The organism is Sphingomonas hominis (assembly GCF_013328205.1).
Taxonomy (GTDB): Bacteria; Pseudomonadota; Alphaproteobacteria; order Sphingomonadales; family Sphingomonadaceae; genus Sphingomonas; species Sphingomonas hominis.
This window is the reverse complement of sequence record NZ_JABULH010000008.1, coordinates 1-17,586: the sequence shown is the minus strand read 5'-3', so window position 1 is coordinate 17,586 and position 17,586 is coordinate 1. Positions and strand designations below refer to the sequence as shown.

At 66.3% G+C, this 17,586-nt stretch carries 20 protein-coding genes; 14 read left to right on the top strand and 6 right to left on the bottom strand.

The features are described from left to right. Positions 1–50: 50 nt before the first annotated feature. Genes HRV97_RS14980 through HRV97_RS14970 form a run of 3 tightly spaced genes read right to left on the bottom strand, consistent with a single transcriptional unit; the run spans position 51 to position 1,326 of the window. A complete protein-coding gene (locus tag HRV97_RS14980) occupies positions 51–620 on the bottom strand; it encodes a sigma-70 family RNA polymerase sigma factor (protein ID WP_174195061.1) in 570 nt (189 codons plus the stop codon). Beyond that, positions 617–1,057 (bottom strand): periplasmic heavy metal sensor, encoded by a 441-nt coding sequence (locus HRV97_RS14975; RefSeq protein WP_069319183.1) that lies wholly within the window; start codon positions 1,055–1,057, stop codon positions 617–619. The genes HRV97_RS14980 and HRV97_RS14975 overlap by 4 nt, the downstream gene beginning before the upstream one ends. Then, positions 1,054–1,326, bottom strand: a complete 273-nt coding sequence (locus HRV97_RS14970) for a hypothetical protein (protein ID WP_069319182.1) — start codon at positions 1,324–1,326, stop codon at positions 1,054–1,056. Before HRV97_RS14970 ends, HRV97_RS14975 begins: the two co-directional genes overlap by 4 nt. A 119-nt stretch (positions 1,327–1,445) precedes the next feature. On the opposite strand from HRV97_RS14970, the gene copC reads away from it, so the two are divergent. From copC to arsH, 7 genes are all read left to right on the top strand, one after another. Continuing rightward, positions 1,446–1,817 carry a copper homeostasis periplasmic binding protein CopC gene (gene copC, locus HRV97_RS14965; protein ID WP_069319181.1) on the top strand — a complete coding sequence of 124 codons (372 nt, stop codon included), beginning with the start codon at positions 1,446–1,448 and terminating at the stop codon, positions 1,815–1,817. 1 nt (position 1,818) lies between these two features. Beyond that, positions 1,819–2,748 carry a copper homeostasis membrane protein CopD gene (gene copD, locus HRV97_RS14960; RefSeq protein ID WP_131818579.1) on the top strand — a complete coding sequence of 310 codons (930 nt, stop codon included), beginning with the start codon at positions 1,819–1,821 and terminating at the stop codon, positions 2,746–2,748. Positions 2,749–2,878: 130 nt separating this feature from the next. After that, positions 2,879–3,211 (top strand): ArsR/SmtB family transcription factor, encoded by a 333-nt coding sequence (locus tag HRV97_RS14955; protein ID WP_069319180.1) that lies wholly within the window; start codon positions 2,879–2,881, stop codon positions 3,209–3,211. Positions 3,212–3,222: 11 nt separating this feature from the next. After that, positions 3,223–3,651 (top strand): arsenate reductase (glutaredoxin), encoded by a 429-nt coding sequence (arsC, locus tag HRV97_RS14950; RefSeq protein WP_069319179.1) that lies wholly within the window; start codon positions 3,223–3,225, stop codon positions 3,649–3,651. After that, the gene (locus HRV97_RS14945; RefSeq protein WP_174195060.1) at positions 3,651–4,937 is read left to right on the top strand and encodes an arsenic transporter; all 1,287 of its coding nucleotides are present in this window, start codon (positions 3,651–3,653) and stop codon (positions 4,935–4,937) included. Before arsC ends, HRV97_RS14945 begins: the two co-directional genes overlap by 1 nt. Further along, positions 4,934–5,368, top strand: coding sequence for an arsenic resistance N-acetyltransferase ArsN2 (arsN2, locus tag HRV97_RS14940; protein WP_420911749.1), 435 nt, complete (start codon positions 4,934–4,936; stop codon positions 5,366–5,368). The genes HRV97_RS14945 and arsN2 overlap by 4 nt, the downstream gene beginning before the upstream one ends. Beyond that, positions 5,368–6,114 carry an arsenical resistance protein ArsH gene (arsH, locus tag HRV97_RS14935; protein ID WP_069319176.1) on the top strand — a complete coding sequence of 249 codons (747 nt, stop codon included), beginning with the start codon at positions 5,368–5,370 and terminating at the stop codon, positions 6,112–6,114. Before arsN2 ends, arsH begins: the two co-directional genes overlap by 1 nt. A 31-nt stretch (positions 6,115–6,145) precedes the next feature. Here arsH and HRV97_RS14930 read toward each other — a convergent pair whose 3' ends face one another. Further along, positions 6,146–6,559 (bottom strand): MerR family transcriptional regulator, encoded by a 414-nt coding sequence (locus HRV97_RS14930; protein WP_173655664.1) that lies wholly within the window; start codon positions 6,557–6,559, stop codon positions 6,146–6,148. Positions 6,560–6,626: 67 nt separating this feature from the next. Here HRV97_RS14930 and HRV97_RS14925 point away from each other — a divergent pair, with 67 nt between their 5' ends. The 3 genes from HRV97_RS14925 (at position 6,627) to HRV97_RS14915 (ending at position 8,989) form a co-directional block, all read left to right on the top strand. Continuing rightward, positions 6,627–7,259: a cation efflux transmembrane domain-containing protein gene (locus HRV97_RS14925; protein ID WP_069319174.1), complete on the top strand. Its 633-nt coding sequence runs from the start codon at positions 6,627–6,629 to the stop codon at positions 7,257–7,259. Positions 7,260–7,339: 80 nt separating this feature from the next. Then, a complete protein-coding gene (locus HRV97_RS14920) occupies positions 7,340–7,672 on the top strand; it encodes a hypothetical protein (protein ID WP_131818578.1) in 333 nt (110 codons plus the stop codon). 54 nt (positions 7,673–7,726) lie between these two features. Next, positions 7,727–8,989 carry a TolC family protein gene (locus HRV97_RS14915; RefSeq protein ID WP_174195059.1) on the top strand — a complete coding sequence of 421 codons (1,263 nt, stop codon included), beginning with the start codon at positions 7,727–7,729 and terminating at the stop codon, positions 8,987–8,989. Positions 8,990–9,095: 106 nt separating this feature from the next. Here HRV97_RS14915 and HRV97_RS14910 read toward each other — a convergent pair whose 3' ends face one another. Continuing rightward, positions 9,096–12,065, bottom strand: a complete 2,970-nt coding sequence (locus HRV97_RS14910) for a Tn3 family transposase (protein WP_174195058.1) — start codon at positions 12,063–12,065, stop codon at positions 9,096–9,098. Positions 12,066–12,201: 136 nt separating this feature from the next. On the opposite strand from HRV97_RS14910, the gene HRV97_RS14905 reads away from it, so the two are divergent. From HRV97_RS14905 to HRV97_RS14890, 4 genes are all read left to right on the top strand, one after another. Next, complete coding sequence (locus HRV97_RS14905; protein ID WP_174195057.1) at positions 12,202–12,834, top strand: recombinase family protein; 633 nt, start codon at positions 12,202–12,204, stop codon at positions 12,832–12,834. 21 nt (positions 12,835–12,855) lie between these two features. Further along, a complete protein-coding gene (locus tag HRV97_RS14900) occupies positions 12,856–13,599 on the top strand; it encodes a hypothetical protein (RefSeq protein ID WP_174195056.1) in 744 nt (247 codons plus the stop codon). A 32-nt stretch (positions 13,600–13,631) separates the two neighbouring features. Next, positions 13,632–15,920 (top strand): ankyrin repeat domain-containing protein, encoded by a 2,289-nt coding sequence (locus tag HRV97_RS14895; protein ID WP_174195055.1) that lies wholly within the window; start codon positions 13,632–13,634, stop codon positions 15,918–15,920. A 206-nt stretch (positions 15,921–16,126) separates the two neighbouring features. Next, positions 16,127–16,432, top strand: coding sequence for an SEL1-like repeat protein (locus HRV97_RS14890; protein ID WP_174195054.1), 306 nt, complete (start codon positions 16,127–16,129; stop codon positions 16,430–16,432). A gap of 16 nt (positions 16,433–16,448) precedes the next feature. On the opposite strand, the gene HRV97_RS14885 is transcribed toward HRV97_RS14890, so the two are convergent. Then, positions 16,449–17,453, bottom strand: a complete 1,005-nt coding sequence (locus tag HRV97_RS14885; protein WP_174195053.1) for a hypothetical protein — start codon at positions 17,451–17,453, stop codon at positions 16,449–16,451. Positions 17,454–17,586 lie beyond the last annotated feature (133 nt).

Here is a 17,586-nt window from a genome sequence, read left to right as displayed (position 1 = left end):
GGGGCCGTGAAGGGCCGTCGACCCTTCTACGCGGCCGATCTGTCCAACCCTCAGCGGTTCCCTAGTTTTTCGAGCAGCCGCGCCCGCGCGCGATAAAGGCGAGTTTCCACCGCCTTCTGGCTGATCCCCAGCACCTCGGCCGTTTCGGCCTGGCTCAGCCCTTCGATCGTCCGAAGTACCAGAGGCTCCTTCAGGTTAGCCGGCAGGGTCGAGATGGCGCGTGTCACGCGGTCCAACTCCTGTCGGTCGGCCGCGCTGTCATCGATCGGCACCTGATCGTCCACGATCGTCTCGGCCTGCCCGTCGATCGGAAGGGCGAAGGAGACGAAGCGGCGCACAGTGCGCTTCCTCGCCCAATCACGACATTTGTTGATCGCGATCGTCGACAGCCACGCCTTCATGGCGCGCTGGGCGTCGTAACGGGAAAGGGCTTGGTGCGCAGCGACGAAGGTCTCTTGAACGAGGTCGAGCGCTTCGTCGGGCTCCCCGACGCACGCCCGGACAAGCCGGAACACCGGCTGACGATAGCGGCGCACGATTTCGGCAAAGGCGGCCTGTCGACCGGCGATGCTGAGCGCCGCCAGCTCGCCGTCGGACAGCGCGGTCCAGTCGAGGCTCACCCCTGGCCGTCGGTGAGCGCCTTCACCACCGCGTCGTCGAATTGGGATGTCTGATTGGGCCGCAGGAGCTGCCGCATGGCGAAGATGTGCGCGAGCGTCGCCTTCTGCAGCTCGCCCATTGCGGCATGGCTCTGATCGACCGCAGCCGTGACCCGCGGGCCATTGCCGTGTTCGGCTTCGATCGCCTCGGCGAGGTGGGCATTGGCGGCGCGCAGCTCGAGTTCGAGCGCACGCCGCTGCACCGCGAAACGGTCTTCCAGAATTTTCAACCGGGCCTGCTGGTCGGCATCGAGCGCGAGCTTGTGGTGCAGCACCTCGTGGAGCGCCGCGCCGGGCTGCTTGGGCTGGGGCAACAGCGCTCGTCCGACGAACACGCCTCCGATCGCCGCCAGGAAGGCTAAGAGGACGCAGAAAAGGAGGCGCCTGGTCGAGGTCATGGTTCGCCGATCAGCAAGCTCGACGGCGCGAGAGGCGATGCGCCCCCTAACGGAGCGAGCGATACCGCCGGGCTGGCGGTCGCCGGCAGCTCCGCGCCGATCACGCCCATCGCGAGCGCCGCGATCGTCACCGCGCCGAGGCCGAGCCCGGCTTGGCGCACGACAGGGCGCGTGCCGATGCGGGCGAGGACCTGATCCTCGATCCCCTCCAGCGCGGCAGGGACAGGTGCGCCTGCCAGCCTCGCCAATGCTCTGTCCAGATCTTCCATGCTTTCCACTCCACCCCTCTAGCATTCGATACGCGAGGCTGCCCATCATCCCTCATGCGGCGGTGAGGGGTGGGCGATCGGGCCGCGTAAATAGAGCACGAACCTCACGGAGTAGCCCCATGCGTCGCATCTTCCTGCCTGCCACCTTGGCCCTTCTCGGCATCGCCGGCGCCGCCCAGGCTCATCCCAAGCTCCTGTCGGCCTCGCCGGCAGCGAACGCGACCGTCGCCAAGCCTGCGCGCATCACGCTTCGTTTCAGCGAGAAGCTGATGCCGAAGTTTTCGGGCGCGGACCTCGTGATGACCGGTCATGGCGGCACCGAGCATGCACCGATGAAGGTCACCGCCGCGGCCGCGGTCGGCGGAGATGGCCGCACCCTCGTCGTCACGCCGAAGGCGCCGCTCGCCGCAGGACGCTATAGCGTCGCATGGCATGTCGTCTCGGCCGACACGCACCGCGTCACCGGCAATATCGCCTTCGCAGTGAAGTAAGGTGGACGCCGACTGGCCGCTGATCGCGGTTCGCTTTGCGCTCTACATGACGCTGAGTGGCCTGTTCGGCTTATCGACCTTCGGCCTCTACGGCCTCAAGGGCGGCGAACGCGCGGACGCCATCGCCTTACGCCCGTGGCTCGTCGGATGCGGCCTGCTGGGGCTCCTGTTCTCCTGCATCGCTCTCGCGCTCCTCGCTGCGGCGATGGCAGGGGCGCCGCCCTGGCCGGTCGACCGCGAGGCGATCGGAATGCTGCTTACCAGATCTGCGACGGGCACGGCGTGGGAAACTCGCATGATCGCGCTGGTGGTCGGGACCATTTTCGCGCTGATCGCGCGAGGACGGACCGCTCCGCTCGGCCTGGTTGCGGTCGCGGCGGGGATCGCGCTCGCAACGCTCGCCTGGACGGGTCACGGCGCAATGGACGAGGGTGCGACCGGCTGGGTTCATCTACTGGCGGATATTCTGCACCTATGGGCAGCCGGCGCCTGGGTCGGCGCCCTGCTCGGTCTGACGCTGCTCGTCACGCGTGCGCCTAGTCGCGTCGACGTCGCCCATCTCCGACTGAGCCATCGCGCACTGCACGGCTTCGGTCTCGCGGGTACGATTCTGGTCGGCACGATCGTGGTAACGGGTCTGGTGAATGGCTGGCTGCTGGTTGGCGTCGGCAATCTGCAGCGCCTTCCCGACACCCTCTACGGCCAGCTTCTTCTCGCCAAACTCGCGCTGTTGGGCGCGATGCTGGGGCTCGCGTCGCTTAATCGCTTCCGGCTGACACCGGCTCTCGAGCGCTCGATCGCCGCGGCCGATCTTCGCGGCGCACTCGGCACTCTGCTGCGCAGTCTCGCGATCGAGGGTGGCTGCGCCATCACGATCCTGGCGCTCGTTGCCTGGCTGGGCACGTTGGAACCACCCGTATCGGCGATGTGAGAGGCCGGCGCCGGATCGACGACTGGCGCGATCAATCCCGCATGGCCGTTATTGCCATTCCGGCAAGTGCTGACGGCGAGACAGCGTGCGCAAAACTGGACAAGCCCAATATATCGTCTATTCTGGATATATGGAAAACGATTCGGCTATCGCTGCGCTAGGCGCGCTTGCGCAAGGGACACGGCTCGACGTGTTCCGCCTGTTGGTGCGGCACGAGCCGGACGGCATGGCTGCGGGTGATATCGCCCGCCAGCTCGACGTGCCGCAAAATACCATGTCGGCGCACCTCGGCATTCTTGCTCGCGCGGGACTGGTCCAATCGGAACGCCATAGCCGATCGATCATCTATCGCGCCGATCTGGACGGCCTGCGCGCGCTGACGCTGTTCCTCGTCAAGGACTGCTGCGCCGGCAATGCGGAGCTGTGCGCGCCGCTCGTCGCCGAACTCACCCCCTGCTGCTGAAAGGACGTCCCATGTCCGTCGATATCGTCATCTATCACAACCCCGAGTGCGGCACGTCGCGCAACACGCTCGGTCTTATTCGCAACGCCGGCATCGAGCCGCACGTGGTCGAGTATCTGAAGACCCCACCCGCGCGTGCGCTGCTGGTCGAGCTGATCGACCGCGCCGGCATGACGCCCCGCGCGCTGCTGCGCGAGAAGGGGACGCCCTATGCCGAGCTGGGCCTGGGCGACACGTCGCTATCCGACGATGCGCTGGTCGATGCGATGATGGCACACCCGATCCTCATCAACCGGCCGCTGGTCGTCTCGCCGCTCGGCGTGGAGTTGTGCCGCCCTTCTGAAGCCGTCCTTGATCTGCTGCCGAGCGGCCAGCTCGGCGCGTTCGCCAAGGAAGACGGCGAACAGGTGGTGGACGCGTCGGGCCAGCGCGTCGCCTGATGCTCCTTGCCGTCCTGATCTTCGTCGCGACGATCACGCTCGTCATCTGGCAACCCAAGGGCCTCGGGATCGGGTGGAGCGCGATGGGCGGGGCGGTGGTGGCGCTGCTCGCGGGTGTCGTCACCCTGTCCGACGTGCCGGTGGTATGGGTCCTCGTCTGGAACGCGACGGCCGCGTTCGTCGCGATCATCGTCATCAGCCTGTTGCTCGACGAAGCCGGATTTTTCGAGTGGGCGGCGCTGCACGTCGCCCGCTGGGGCGGCGGGCATGGTCGCCGGCTGTTCGTCCTGATCGTGCTGCTCGGCGCAGGCGTGTCCGCGCTGTTTGCCAACGACGGGGCGGCGCTGATCCTGACGCCGATCGTCATCGCCATGCTGCGGGCGCTGGGGTTCAGAGACAAGGCGACGCTGGCGTTCGTCATGGCGGCCGGGTTCATCGCCGACACCGCCAGCCTGCCGCTGGTCGTATCGAACCTCGTCAACATCGTGTCGGCCGACTTCTTTCGTGTCGGGTTCGGCGACTATGCTTCCGTGATGGTGCCGGTCGACCTGGTGTCGATCGCAGCGACGCTTGGCGCGCTGCTGCTGTTCTTCCGGCGCGACATACCGGCGAATTATGACGTAGGCGCGCTACGTACGCCGCGTGACGCGATCCGCGACGCCGCGACCTTCCGCGCCGGATGGATCGTGCTTGGGCTGCTGCTCGCCGGGTTCTTCCTGCTCGAACCGCTCGGCGTGCCGGTCAGCGCCGTCGCCGCTGCCGGCGCGATCCTGTTGCTGGTGATCGCGGGGCGCGGCCATGTGATCTCAGCGGCCAAGGTGCTGCGCGGCGCACCCTGGCAGGTCGTGATCTTCTCTCTCGGCATGTACCTGGTCGTCTATGGCCTGCGGAACGCCGGCCTGACCGACCATCTGGCGGCGCTGCTCGATCGCACGGCGCAAGGCGGCGTGTGGGGCGCCGCGCTGGGTACGGGTGTGATCGCGGCGATTATGTCGTCGGTGATGAACAACATGCCGACTGTGTTGGTGGGCGCGCTGTCGATCGACGCCACCCACGCCACGGGCGCGATCAAGGAAGCGATGATCTATGCCAACGTGATCGGCTGCGATCTCGGCCCCAAGCTGACGCCGATCGGCTCACTCGCGACGCTGCTCTGGCTCCACGTCCTCGGGCAAAAGGGCGTGCGGATCGGATGGGGCTATTACTTCCGTGTCGGCGTGACACTCACCGTGCCGGTGCTGCTCATCACGCTCGCGGGGCTTGCGATCAGGATCAGCATCGCATGACCAGAATGGTCGCCACGGTGCTCGAACCTGCCGGTCTGGCTGGCTTGGCACAATTGCTCGATGCCGCGAACCTGCCGAGTGCCGATCTCGCCGATCCCGGCCGCCTGTTCTTCCGGATCGAGGCCGGTAGCCTCGTCGGTTTCGGTGGGCTCGAGGGAGCAGGGGCCGACCGCTTGCTCCGCTCGATCGTCGTCGTCCCCGATCGCCGTCGACTTGGCCTCGGGCGGGTGTTGGTCGCCGACCTCGAACGACAGGCACACGACCTCGGGGTGGAGCGCCTGCACCTCCTGACGACCACGGCCGCACCATTCTTCCGGGCGCTCGGCTATGCCGATGCCGATCGCGGCGCTGCTCCCCCGGCCATCGCCGCATCGCGCGAATTCACCGCACTGTGCCCCGCGTCGGCCGCCTATCTCGTGAAAGCTCTCTGATGCCGCTCCGCACGCTCGCCGATCCCGATACCCTACCGGCGCTCGATCCCGCCTATGCCATCCAGCGACCCGCTGTCGGGCTCGGCCCGTGCAATCCCGCGCCACGTATCCTTCTGCTCTATGGTTCGCTGCGCGAACGGTCCTTCTCCCGGCTGTGCGTCGAGGAAGCGGCGCGCCTGCTCCGGTTCTTCGGGTGCGAGACACGCATCTTCGATCCATCGACGCTGCCGCTGCCCGACCAACATGCCCGCGACGACCATCCGGCCGTCCACGAGCTGCGCGAGCTGTCTCTATGGTCGGAAGGACAGGTGTGGTGCAGCCCGGAACGTCACGGCCAGATCACCGGCATCATGAAGCTGCAGATCGACCATCTGCCGCTGTCGATGGGCGGGATGCGTCCGACGCAGGGACGCACGCTCGCGGTCATGCAGGTGTCGGCCGGATCACAGTCTTTCAACAGCGTCAACACGCTGCGCGTGCTGGGTCGCTGGATGCGGATGGTGACGATCCCGAACCAGTCGAGCGTCGCCAAGGCGTTCAACGAGTTCGATGACACCGGGCGCATGAAGGCGTCGAGCTATTACGACCGGATTGTGGATGTGATGGAGGAGCTGGTGCGGTTCACGATACTGCTGCGCCCACACACTGCCCAACTCGTAGATCGCTATTCGGAGCGCAAGGAAGCCGGGATGCCGATCGACACCACCACGGACCCCTCCAGCATCGCGACAGCGCCGCAATCCTGACGGGCTTCGTCAGGAGTTGCGTATGTGCAGCTTAGACCCGCGTTCCGCTGTCCAAATCAGCCGGCATCGTGATCGCTTCCATAACCCGGCAATCGGCGATCCTGCCGCCCTCGCAATCCCGTGTCGCATCAGCCAATGCGTTTCGGAGCGCCGTCAGGCGGGCAATGCGGTCTTCCACGCTCGCAAGGTGCCGGCGAGCGAGCGAGCCTGCTTCCTTACAATCCTGATCGGGGTTGGCCGACAAAGCGATCAGGGATCGGATTTCGTCAGTCGAGAACCCCAGATCACGGGCGTGACGGATAAAAGCGAGCTGGCGAACCTCCGCATCACCATAGGTGCGGCGCCCGCCTGCCGTGCGCGCAGCCTCCGGCATCAAGCCTATATCTTCGTAGAAACGGATCGTGTTGACCTTGGTCCCGGTCCGTTTCGCTATGTCGCCGATCATCAACACCCTGCGGTCCTCGCAATTTTACGCTTGCTCCTACAGTGACTGTAGATCGTAACGGAGCGGGATGAGCGCAAGCGAATCCTCTACGTGCGGCTGCACGGGCGACACGAAACGTGCGGAGCGCGACGCTGCCTATCGGCGTGCCCTATGGATCGTGGTCCTCCTGAACCTGGGCTTCGGGCTGATCGAAATCGTCGGTGGATTCGTCGCCGACAGTCAGGCGCTCAAAGCCGATGCGCTCGACTTCATTGGCGACGGCACGATCTCATTGCTCGGCCTCATCGCGTTGGGCTGGACGGCGCCAGCCCGTTCAAGGGTCGCTCTCGCCCAAGGCTTGTTCCTCGGAACACTGGGTCTGGGTGTCATCGGCTTTGCCATCTGGCGCGCGATGAACGCCGTGGCACCCGACGCCGATCTGATGGGCGGCATCGGGATCGTCGCCCTTATCGTCAACGTCAGCGCGGCGCTCGTCCTGTCACGGTTTCGCGAGGGCGATGCCAATGTACGGGCTATCTGGCTGTTTAGCCGGAACGATGCGCTCGCCAACATCGCCGTCGTCATTGCCGCCGGCCTGGTGGCATGGACCGGGAAGGCATGGCCCGACCTCGCGGTCGCCGGCATCATTGCGGTCCTGTTCCTGCACTCCGCTTGGGAGATTACCCGAGGTGCATTGGCAGAAATGGGTGGCAGCTCATGAAAGTCGAACGCAACGCTGGCCGGGTAGCGTCCGATGATCGCGGGTCACGCCATTCTCGCGGAATGATAAGGAGCAAGCTCATGCGCAAGCTGCTGCCCTTTCTCGCCTGTCTGATGCTGGTCCTGACCGGCTGGGCGGGCATGGCGGAGGCTACGGAAGGCGTCGGGTGCATCGAGACCTCTCAGGTCAACACAATCATGCACATGGCTGGCGACTGCGACGAGGTGCCGGCGGATGCGGATAAGGGCTATCCTCATCATCACACCGTCTGTCACGGCCACCATGTCGCCGCACCCGCTGAGCATAGTGTCGACGTCGCCGTGATCGACAGTTGGGCCGAATTTGCGAGCCACAAGGCTCCGGTCTGGCTTGCGCATCAGAGCGACCCGGCGCTTCGACCACCACAGGCCTGACGACGCACCGGGCGCCTTCCGGCGCCTGAGACTGGTTCGTCAGGAGCATCTACAATGAAGCGCATGATAGCGGCCGTGCTGGTCGCGACAGCCTGTGCGTCGAGCAACTCGGCACAGGCACAGGACACGGAGGCGTCGGCACCGCCGCTGACCCTTGATGAAGCTCTTACCGCGGCCGGTGCAGTATCGCCGGCGGTCGAGGTCTCCCGATCGGGCATTCAGGCGGCGCAAGCGCAACGCTCGATCGCCGGCTTGCGGCCTAATCCGTCGCTCGACGCGATGAGCGAGAACGTCGCCGGCACCGGTATCTATAAGGGACTGCGCTCGGCCGAAACGACGGTCGGCGTATCTTTGCCGCTTGAACTCGGCGGCAAGCGGTCCGCGCGCGTCGCGGTCGCCAATGCGCAACTCGACCGCGCGTCGCTCGAAGCGGCAATCATACAGGCCGATCTCCGGTTGCGGGTCACGCAGGCCTATAACGATGCCGCGGCGTCGCAACGCAGGGTAGTCACCGCCCGCGAACAGGTCGGGATCGCAAACGAGGTACTGCGTGCAGCGCGGGTTCGCGTTGCGGCCGGTCGCGCCTCACCGCTCGAAGAGCAGCGCGCCGACGTAGCTCGGCTGAATGCGGAAGGAGCGGCCGAGCGCGCGGAGCGATCCGCCCAAGTGGCGCTCGGCAATCTTGCCCGGCTGATCGGGCGCGGCCCCAGCTCGCTGGATACAGCCTGGTTCGCCCGGATCGAAGGCGCAGGACCACGGTTGCCGGTGCGCAGTGAAGGCACGCTGACGGCCGCGGCGGTGCAGGCCGATCTCACCACGGCGACGGCGCAGGTCCGCCTTGCCAGAAGCCAGAGGGTTCCCGACGTAATGATCAGCGCGTCCGCACGCAGGCTGGAGATGACCAACGATACGGCCGCGGTATTCGGCGTGTCGGTGCCCTTGCCACTGTTCAACAATGGCCGAGCGGCCGTTGATCTGGCCTCTGCTCAACGCACCCAGGCGGACGCGCAGCGCCGCCTCGCGCTGCTCGATGCGGAACAGGCCATCGCCACGGCACAGGGCGACGTTGCGAATGCGGCGACGACAGCCCGCAACGCGACCGGACCGACGCTTGCCGCGGCGCAGGAAGCCTCGCGGATCGCGCGGATCGGCTACCGCGAAGGCAAGTTCGGTCAGTTGGATCTCCTCGAGGCCGAACGCACGCTTGCCGACACCCGTGCGGCCGCGGTCGACGCGCTGGCCGCCTATCATGACGCACAGGCCCGGCTGGAACGGCTCGCCGCCCCGGCGCCTAACGATGCGAAGGACGCACGATGAAAACCAATAATGCGCGGACCCTACTGTCCGCCTTGCTTCCGCTGGCGCTCGCTGCGTGCGGCGGGGCCGAGAAGGGGACCGGTGAGAGAAGGCCCGAAAACGTACGCTAAGCTCGGCGCTCGGCCGTGGTGGTGCGCAGCGGCCTGAAGCGCCCGCGCGGCTTCTCGATCTCGCTCCAGAGATAGTCGCCGGTGAGGCCGATATGCTCCCAGCCCAGCGGTGCAACGTGGGCGAGCAGCTCGTCGGGTACATCTGTGCCTGTCGACCGCAGGTGGCGGACGGCCCGGTCGAGGTAGACGGTATTCCAGAGCGCGACCGCAGCCGTGACCAGGGTCAGCCCGGAAGCGCGGTGCCGCTGGTTCTCGAACGTGCGGTCGCGCAGTTCACCCAGACGGTTGAAGAAGATGGCGCGGGCGAGCGCGTTTCGGGCCTCTCCCTTGTTGAGGATGCTGCCGGTGCGGCGTCGCTGCTCGGGATCGTCGAGCCAGTCGAGCATGAACAGCGTGCGCTCGACGCGCCCGATTTCGCGCAAGCTCCGGGCAACCGGGTTCTGGCGCGGGTAGCCCGCCAACTTCTTCAGCATGGCGGACGCGCTGACCGTACCCGCCCTGATCGACGCGGCAAGCCTGAGCGTCTCGTCCCAGTTCTCCTCGATCGCCTTGATGTTGATCGGCCCGGCGACGAGTGGACGAAGCGTCGGCCACGGATCGAGCGGGGCCAACCCGTAGAGCCGGCGCTCGTTCAGGTCGCGGATGCGCGGTGCGAACCGGAAGCCGAGGAGGTAGCAAAGCCCGAACACATGGTCGACTGCGCCGGCGGTGTCGGTCGCGTGCTCCCGGATGGTAAGTTCGCTCTCGTGGTCGAGCAGGCCGTCGATGACGTGGGCTGCCTCGCCGGCGTTCGCGGCGATGACCTTGGTGTGGAACGGCGTGAACCGGTCGGTGACATGGGTGTAGAACAGAACGCCAGGCTCCGATCCGTAGCGGGCATTGACGTCGGCGCGTGCCTCGCCGCGACCGCCCGCTCGGAAGAACTGGCCGTCCGAGGACGACAGCTCGCCCGAGCCCCACACCTGGCCGAGCGGATGCGCGTTGTGCGCGTCGACGATGGAGGCGAGCCCTGACAGGTAGGTCTCGTCGCGCACGTGCCACTCGGCCGTCCAGCGCAGGCGCGCAAGGGTCAGTCCGCGTGAACTCTCCGCCATGCGGCCAAGGCCGAGGTTGGTCGCGTCAGCCAGGATCGTGCCCATCAGTGCAGCCTGGTCGGCCGCGGGCTCGCCGCTGCGCGCGTGGACGAAGCCGTCCGCGAAGCCCGACCAGGCGGCCACCTCGACCAGCAGGTCGGTGACACGCACGCGCGGCAGCAGAGCGTAGAGCTTCGTCTTCAGCTCGTCGGCAGGATCCGGCACCGCGCGCCTGAGCGGTGAGACGACGAGATCGCCGCCTGCAATCACGACGTCGACCAGCTCGCCGGCCGAGGCCGCACGTTCCACCTCGCCCATGCGGCGGGCCAGGGTAGCGCGGCGTTCGGCATGCCAGTCCGCGAAGCTTGACGGAACCGCCAATCCCAACCCGTCATCGTCGCGCATGGCCGCAAACGCGGGTTGGGGCAGGAGATAATCGTCGAGCGTGCGATAGGCACGGCTCCCGTCGACCCAGACGCTCCCCGATGCGAGGCGCTCGCGCAGGTGGACGATGACGGCGACCTCATAGGCGCGGCGGTCGATCCCGCCTCCATCCGGAAACACCACCTTCCGCCATCGCGGGCGCAGAAAGGTGGTTGGCACGCGCTTGGGCAGCACCGATCGGCCGTCGCGATACATGCGTCGCAGCACGTCGATGGCACCGAGCAACGGATCGCCGGAGCGGGCGGCGCGGAAGGTGAACGCATTATAGAGTGTCGGGGCGAAGCGTCGCACTTCGGCATGTCGCTGCACCACCTCGTCCAGCCCGTCCTCGTTGCCACGGGTCAGCTCTTCGGCGAACCGCACACTGCGCTCCAGCTGGTCCCATCCGATCCGGTCACCGATCGCTCGCAGCGGGTCGCGGCCGCTCACGCGTGTGTCGATCAGCAGGCGGCCGAGCTGGGCATGGACGCGAGCCGTGTCCTTGAGCAGCCGTGCCTCGCCGAGCAGCCGCTCGGATCGGGTCCGGTCGGCTCGCCGGAACAACGAGCCGACCATTTTCTCGGCCATGACGAGCGCCGCGTCGGTCAACGCCGCCTCCAGCTCGATCACGGCCGCGACCAGCGTCGCCACTCGCCGGCGCCGCTCCATACGCCGCAGCGCCTGCGCTGTGACGATATTGGCGACACGGGCAATCACGGAGTAGCGGGCAGCGTGAATGCGCCGCGCCCGCTCTGGCTCGATCCTTAGCGAGCGAACGCGGGACAGCCGCTCGGCGATCGCCTTCAGATTCGATGCGGTCGGGGCTTCCGGCCACTCCCGGAGCCAACCAAGACCGGTCCGACCCTGTTCGCCGGGATCGATCAGGCCTGCGAGCGCCAGCTCCTGTTCGGCTGTCAGGTCGCGGATCAGTCCGGCATGTGCGACGCGTCGCGCCTGGGCGCGGGCGATCAGCGCTACGCGCTCCAGTGTCGACGCAGCGGGCACGACCACGCGGACGTGTCGCAACCGCTCGACCATGGCGGCGACGATCGGCTCGCCGCGATCGGTCGATGTCGCCACCTCCTGCCCGAGCGTGAGCATGGCGCGCAGGTCAGAGCGCTCGAACGGGCGCATGCCGAGATATGGCCCGATCTCGGCGCGGTGCTCGCGCAGCGTCGGTGCGCGCTCCGCATAACGGGCGAAGTCCTCGGCCGACCCGCCGATCTGTGCCGCGAGCAGATCCAGCATATCGCGCGAAGGCAGTTCGTCGGGAAACAGCGCTCGGCCGGGATGCCGAAGATAGCAGAGCTGGACAGCATAGCCGATGCGGTTGGCCCCGCGCCGTCTCCGGCAGACCTGGGCGAGATCGTCAGGGCCGAGCGTGTAAAGCCGCTCGATGGTGTCGCGGTCGCCCGGAGGGTTGAATAGGGCGGCGCGCTGGCCGGGTGAGAGGATCGTCTTCGCCGGCATCGTGCTCCCTTCGGCGTAGCGTCACGAAATCAGCTGCTCGGATTGTTCGCGGAGCATAGACAGGAACACGGGTTAAGTGACAGGATGTGTGCTGTTGGAGCAGCGTTCCTGCTCCGTCACACGAACGGACGTATATGTGACGACCCAGATCGGCTACGCACGGGTGTCCAAGGCGGACGGCAGCCAGGTCCATGACCTCCAGCGCGACGCGCTGGTTTCGGCCGGTGTCGATCCCGAGCACATCTACGAGGATGCCGCTTCGGGTCGGCGCGACACGCGCCCCGGGCTCGACGCCTGCATCAAGGCGCTGCGGCGCGGCGACACGCTGGTGGTGTGGAAGCTCGATCGGTTGGGGCGCGACCTGCGCCATCTCGTCAACCTTGTTGGCGAGCTGACGAAGCGGGAAGTCGGCCTCAAGGTGCTGGCGGGGGAAGGTGCGTCGATCGACACGACCACCGCCAACGGCCGGCTGATCTTCGCGATCTTCGCCGGCCTTGCCGAGTTCGAGCGCGAATTGATCGTCGAGCGCACCCGTGCCGGCCTCGCATCCGCTCGTGCGCGCGGTAGGCATGGCGGACGCCCGTTCAAGATGACGCCTGCCAAGCTGCGCCTCGCCCAGGCCGCGATGGGCAAGCCCGAAACCAAGGTGGCCGAGCTGTGCGCCGAACTCGGCGTCACCCGGCAGACCCTGTACCGCCACGTTACCCCCAAGGGCGAGATCAGGCCCGACGGCGAGAAGCTGCTGCAACGCAGGGGGCGGTCTGCGTAGCTTGTCAAACGAGGAACCCTGATGGGCATCAAGCGAGAACCGGAGGGGTCGGGATCGATCGCTCGGATCGGCTTGTGGCTGGCCTTCCTCGTCGTCGGGCTGTCGTTGCCGCTCACCTATCTTCTTCAGGCACCAGTTCCCATCGGTAGCGGTCTTCTCCAAGTGTTCGGTTGGGGCGGGCTGATCGGTGCCGCGGTGGGCGCACTTATCCGCACCCTGTGCTCTCCACTTTTTCAGGCGCGCACATGGTGGTCGCGGGGGAAGGTGACCGCGGGTTGTATTCTCCTGGGTGCGCTGGGAGGGGCAGGAAGCGGCGCCTGGCTGGATCAACTGCGCGTCGTGCACCGGCAAGAAGTGGAGCTGCCCATCGTCAAGCTGGAGAAGCTACCAGCCCGACGACGGACGTCGGGCATTCAGATCGCGACCCTCTCCCCGCTCGATCCGACCGGGCCGGATCATATCGCGGCCGCAAACATCAAAGGACGCTACGTCAGAGAAGGTTATTGCCTGACCGGTGTCGTTGAACGCGGGTGGCTGGGAGGCCTATGGGTGCGACACTTCGAGGCGCGCCCATGTTCGAAGGTGCGCGGTTCACCCGGATCGCACGTGATCGTAGCGGCTAGCGACTTTTCGTCGTGGCGCTGGCACCGACCTCGCGACTTCCGACCAGAACGAGAAGGGCAAGCTTGGGACGACGCCCTGCCAGCTGATCTGAGTTGCCGCGTTCGGCCCGGTGCTTGGCTCTACCGGTGTTCGCCTAGATAAGTCGCTCACGAGTTCGACAAGGGGAGAGAGCAATGTTGCGTTCGGTGCCGGTCGTTCTGTTCTCCCTGCTGATACCGACTGCCTGTACGGGGCAGTCTTCAGCGCAGACCGTGGAACAGGTTCTGCGGCAGAAGACCGCTCGGCTGAAGGCGCGCGATCCGGCCAAGGAGGCCGCGAGTGCTGCCACCCGAGGCGACTCCCGCCTTGCCGGGACCAACTACATCGGCCCGATGCCGTCTGGCTGGAGCCTGCCAGGTGTTTCCTGCGCCGTCTGGACGCGGCCCGCGATCGGCAAATGGTATGTCGCGGACGATGTCATCACCAGCAAGGAGGAGGTGACCCACGGAGAGGCGGCCGTCCGCTTCGTTACCCGCTATAATCAAGCACTCGTCGATCAACCGGCGTTCCTTTACCCCGAACTCTGCGCACGTGAGGGAAAGCGGCCGAAGGCCCGCTATACCGGTACGGTACGCACCTTTGCCGAGGCTGCGCGCAGCGCCGATCCGGCCGTGCTGGCGAGCGTGCCGGCCGGCGCCGACATCAATGCGCGTGACCTGCTGGGGCATACCGCCTTGAACTGGGCCCTGTACCGCAACGATGGCGAGATGGCGCGCCTGCTCGTCGAACGCGGCTCCGATCCCAGCATACGGCCACCCTCCAGCGGGGGTGACTATGACGGGCCGGCTCCGCTCGCGAAGGCCGTCCGGATGAAGAATGCCGCGCTCGTTGCCACGATGCTGGATCGCGGCGCCAAGTTCAGCGGTACGACCGGCCTGTGCGTGGACCGTCCCGAACCGGAACAGCTGACCGCACCCGAGTGCGACTGGATCGGCCTTCTGGTCATGGCTGGCCAAGCCGACCTGCTTGAGCGTGCCGTGCGCGACCGGAAGGCGACCGCTGTCGCGGGCGAGCGGACTGCTATCCAGGCCGAGATCGGGTCTGGTTTCACTCGCGCACTCGACACGCGGCAGGAGGTTGCCGTCGCCCGGCTATTGCCGCTGCTGGAAGGCGGCGATCCGTCCTTCTGGGTGCATCGGCTGATGAGGGCGGACCGCTTCGATCTGGCGCAGCGCTACGTGGCTTTGCACGAAAAAGAGCTCGGCCGATCAAAAGCAGAGTCGGTGCTATGGGCGGCTGCAGCCAAGGCTGGGCAGGAAGGCGCTCTGGTCTTCCTCGCGAACTATGGCGGCGAGCTGAACCTTCTGCCTCAGCCACGCTTGGCTTCCTGCCGGATGGCCGCTTCACGCGGCGACATCGACGCGCTTGCCACGTGCGTGCGCGAAGCCGCTGATCGCCGACTTCGGATCGAGGCTAGGATAAAGGCGGGCGACACCGCCGGGCTCCTCGCACTCGCCCGCGAGGCGGCCGACCTTCACGAGTATCGCCGTGCGACGATCGTCGACGTGGTCGCACAACACGGGACCGCAGCCATGATAACGGCGCTGGCACCGCTGGCTGGGCCTATACGGTTGGACCGATTTCACGACCAAAGTCAGACAGCCTTTCCCGACTCTCGGTTTCCGCAGATCGCATCATGGGACGGTCTGCTCGCGCTCAAGCAGCGGCTCGACAGTTTTCCTAGGGCTGCCAATGCGGCAGTTGAGAGAAACGATCCGGCGCTCGTCGCATCACTTGCAGCCCTGAAGCCGATCGGCGTAACTCCGGCCCTGACCGGCTACATGGGGCGGATCGAGCCGCGCATCCCCATGGAGCCGCTTGAGGATCCCACGACCGAGGCACTGCCGAACGCACCCGATGCGGAGAAGATGGCAATGATCCGTTCGCTTGTTCAACTGGTCGCGGCCACTGATGGCCCGCAAGCGATGGAAGAAGCGCTGGGTCCGGCAGTTCGCGCAGGATGGGACGACGTCATTCGCCTGATGCTTGGAGCAGGGTTTCGTGGTGAAAAGGCGGAACGACCCGACCAACTGTGGCAATCGTGGGCAGGCCTGTCGAGTGCGTGCAAGCCGTCGACAGGAGAACTCCTGACCAGTGCCGGGGTCAAGATCAACTACCCGCTCGACGCGCGTCTGAACGGCGAGCCGCCGCTCTGGATTGTCGCTGCCGCATGCAAGAACCCGGCGAGCGCCGCAGTGCTGGTCAGGGCGGGAGCGGACGTGAACACCCTTTCGGGACTGGAAGGAGACGGCGACACCATGGTCGACGTCGCGCTCCAGCGGAGAAAGCCACTGATGGCTGAGGCGTTGCGCAAGCTGGGCGGCGTGACCTCTGCCCAGCTGCCATCGGGCAAGTCGAGCAAGCGACAGGAAGCGCGCGGCGACGTCGATTGGGATCTCGTGCCGAACGGGGAAGTGCAGTGAAAGCTGGGTCGATGGTCTTGGCCCTTTTGCTCCTTGCCGGTTGCGCCACGCCTAAGATGTCAACAAGCTGTGCTGGCCTACGCGGGATCGGTGCCGTTCCAATCGCCGACGCAAGCGGCGTCACGCGCATCCGCTACACCTACGCCGACGAGACGGTGCGCCTCCCACATCTGCGATGCCGAGCCGAACAGGGCGAACGGTCGGCCATGATCGAGCTCGCCCGCGCGCTGGAAACGGGCGAGGGCGTCACGCGTGACGACGTTAGCGCCGCTGCGTTGTACGAGAAAGCGGCGCAGGACCGGCCCGCCTTCACCAGCATCTACTCGCCGCCCGTGCGACTTGGCGGGTCGGGGCAGGTCATGATGATTCCGAACGCTGACGGCGGACCGGGTAATGCGGAGGCGAAATATCGGCTCGGACGAATGCTCGTCGAGGGACGCGGCATCGAGCAGGAAGTTGCGCGGGGACAGGAGCTGATGGCAGCCGCACAGCGTCAAGGATTTCATCCGTGAGCCGGCCGATCCACGCTCAGTGGTCAGCTGGTACTTCCTGAAGATCAAGGAACGGGCCAGCCCAAGTGGGGCCGGCACGCTCGCGATTCATCGTCGCAACAATGACGGAGTAAGCGAAACCACGCCACCCCGGACCGGGGTAAGCAGCAGCAAGCCGCTCGGCCATTTCGGCTTCGCCGACCTTAGCGAGAAGGTGGATCAGCTGAATCCGCTGCCGGGCAGCTGCGGCGCGGGCAAACTGGTCGCCGACGTCCAGCGCGGGAGCTGCGGCTGCTGCCGTCTGTAGCAGTGACCTCGCGCTGGCCATGTCGCCCGATCCGAGGCGGCGTTCAACAATCGCGAGACGCGTCTTTGCAAGGACCAGAAGACTACCGGTTTTAGTCGCGGCAGCTAACGCCTTGGCGTCGTCACCTGCCTGGAGCCAAACTTCTGCGGCGATCTCTTCGCCCAGTCCGTTCGGGCACAGGCGCGCCAATGATCCCGACGACTCAAGCCGCGCCATATAGGTCGCTACCACCGTGCTTTCCTGCGTCGGAAGAACCCATCCGGCGACACCGGTCAGCCCATCATCCACCATCGTGCAGTCGGCGGAGGGAGGCAGCAGGTTCGTCACCAGCATGGCGCGGTCGAAATCACGCGCTTTGAAGAACTCGGCAATGAGGCCTTGCGCCTGAGTTCCCGGCTCCGGCAAAAGCCTCTCACCCGTGGCTCGCTTCTTAGCAAAGCCGCTTTGTATCCTCGCGATGGCATCATCCGGCCTGCCCTCGATCAGATCGACCTCGATTGTATCGAGCCGTTCGACTGCCTGCCGTCGCGTGTCGCCATCGAGAAGGGGAACCAAAGCGCGCAGTCGGCGAACAGCATGGGCCGCCCCGCCAACGGGACGTTCGGGTACGTTATCCCATGTCGCCATATAGAGGAGCTGTGCCTTGGTCGGTCCGGGCGGCAGCGCATCTGCCGCCACCAAGATCAAACGAAAGGGCGGGATCGGAGGCGGCACAATGCCTGGAGGCGCATCCATAGAGAAACATTCGCGAATGCGCCGATCGTCCGCGGGCGTAGCGCTTGCGGGCTTAAGGCTGTGGATCGGCGTGGAAAAAGGACCCCGGTAGCGGGGTGATCGGCGTCGAAAAGGGACCCCTCATCCCGGTGGT

Coding starts and splice junctions, on each gene's coding strand:
- HRV97_RS14975 (WP_069319183.1), bottom strand. CDS start 1,057: ATGACCTCGACCAGGCGCCTCCTTTTCTGCGTCCTCTTAGCCTTCCTG.
- HRV97_RS14970 (WP_069319182.1), bottom strand. CDS start 1,326: ATGGAAGATCTGGACAGAGCATTGGCGAGGCTGGCAGGCGCACCTGTC.
- copC (WP_069319181.1), top strand. CDS start 1,446: ATGCGTCGCATCTTCCTGCCTGCCACCTTGGCCCTTCTCGGCATCGCC.
- HRV97_RS14955 (WP_069319180.1), top strand. CDS start 2,879: ATGGAAAACGATTCGGCTATCGCTGCGCTAGGCGCGCTTGCGCAAGGG.
- arsC (WP_069319179.1), top strand. CDS start 3,223: ATGTCCGTCGATATCGTCATCTATCACAACCCCGAGTGCGGCACGTCG.
- HRV97_RS14945 (WP_174195060.1), top strand. CDS start 3,651: ATGCTCCTTGCCGTCCTGATCTTCGTCGCGACGATCACGCTCGTCATC.
- arsN2 (WP_420911749.1), top strand. CDS start 4,934: ATGACCAGAATGGTCGCCACGGTGCTCGAACCTGCCGGTCTGGCTGGC.
- arsH (WP_069319176.1), top strand. CDS start 5,368: ATGCCGCTCCGCACGCTCGCCGATCCCGATACCCTACCGGCGCTCGAT.
- HRV97_RS14930 (WP_173655664.1), bottom strand. CDS start 6,559: ATGATCGGCGACATAGCGAAACGGACCGGGACCAAGGTCAACACGATC.
- HRV97_RS14925 (WP_069319174.1), top strand. CDS start 6,627: ATGAGCGCAAGCGAATCCTCTACGTGCGGCTGCACGGGCGACACGAAA.
- HRV97_RS14920 (WP_131818578.1), top strand. CDS start 7,340: ATGCGCAAGCTGCTGCCCTTTCTCGCCTGTCTGATGCTGGTCCTGACC.
- HRV97_RS14915 (WP_174195059.1), top strand. CDS start 7,727: ATGAAGCGCATGATAGCGGCCGTGCTGGTCGCGACAGCCTGTGCGTCG.
- HRV97_RS14910 (WP_174195058.1), bottom strand. CDS start 12,065: ATGCCGGCGAAGACGATCCTCTCACCCGGCCAGCGCGCCGCCCTATTC.
- HRV97_RS14900 (WP_174195056.1), top strand. CDS start 12,856: ATGGGCATCAAGCGAGAACCGGAGGGGTCGGGATCGATCGCTCGGATC.
- HRV97_RS14895 (WP_174195055.1), top strand. CDS start 13,632: ATGTTGCGTTCGGTGCCGGTCGTTCTGTTCTCCCTGCTGATACCGACT.
- HRV97_RS14890 (WP_174195054.1), top strand. CDS start 16,127: ATGATCGAGCTCGCCCGCGCGCTGGAAACGGGCGAGGGCGTCACGCGT.
- HRV97_RS14885 (WP_174195053.1), bottom strand. CDS start 17,453: ATGGATGCGCCTCCAGGCATTGTGCCGCCTCCGATCCCGCCCTTTCGT.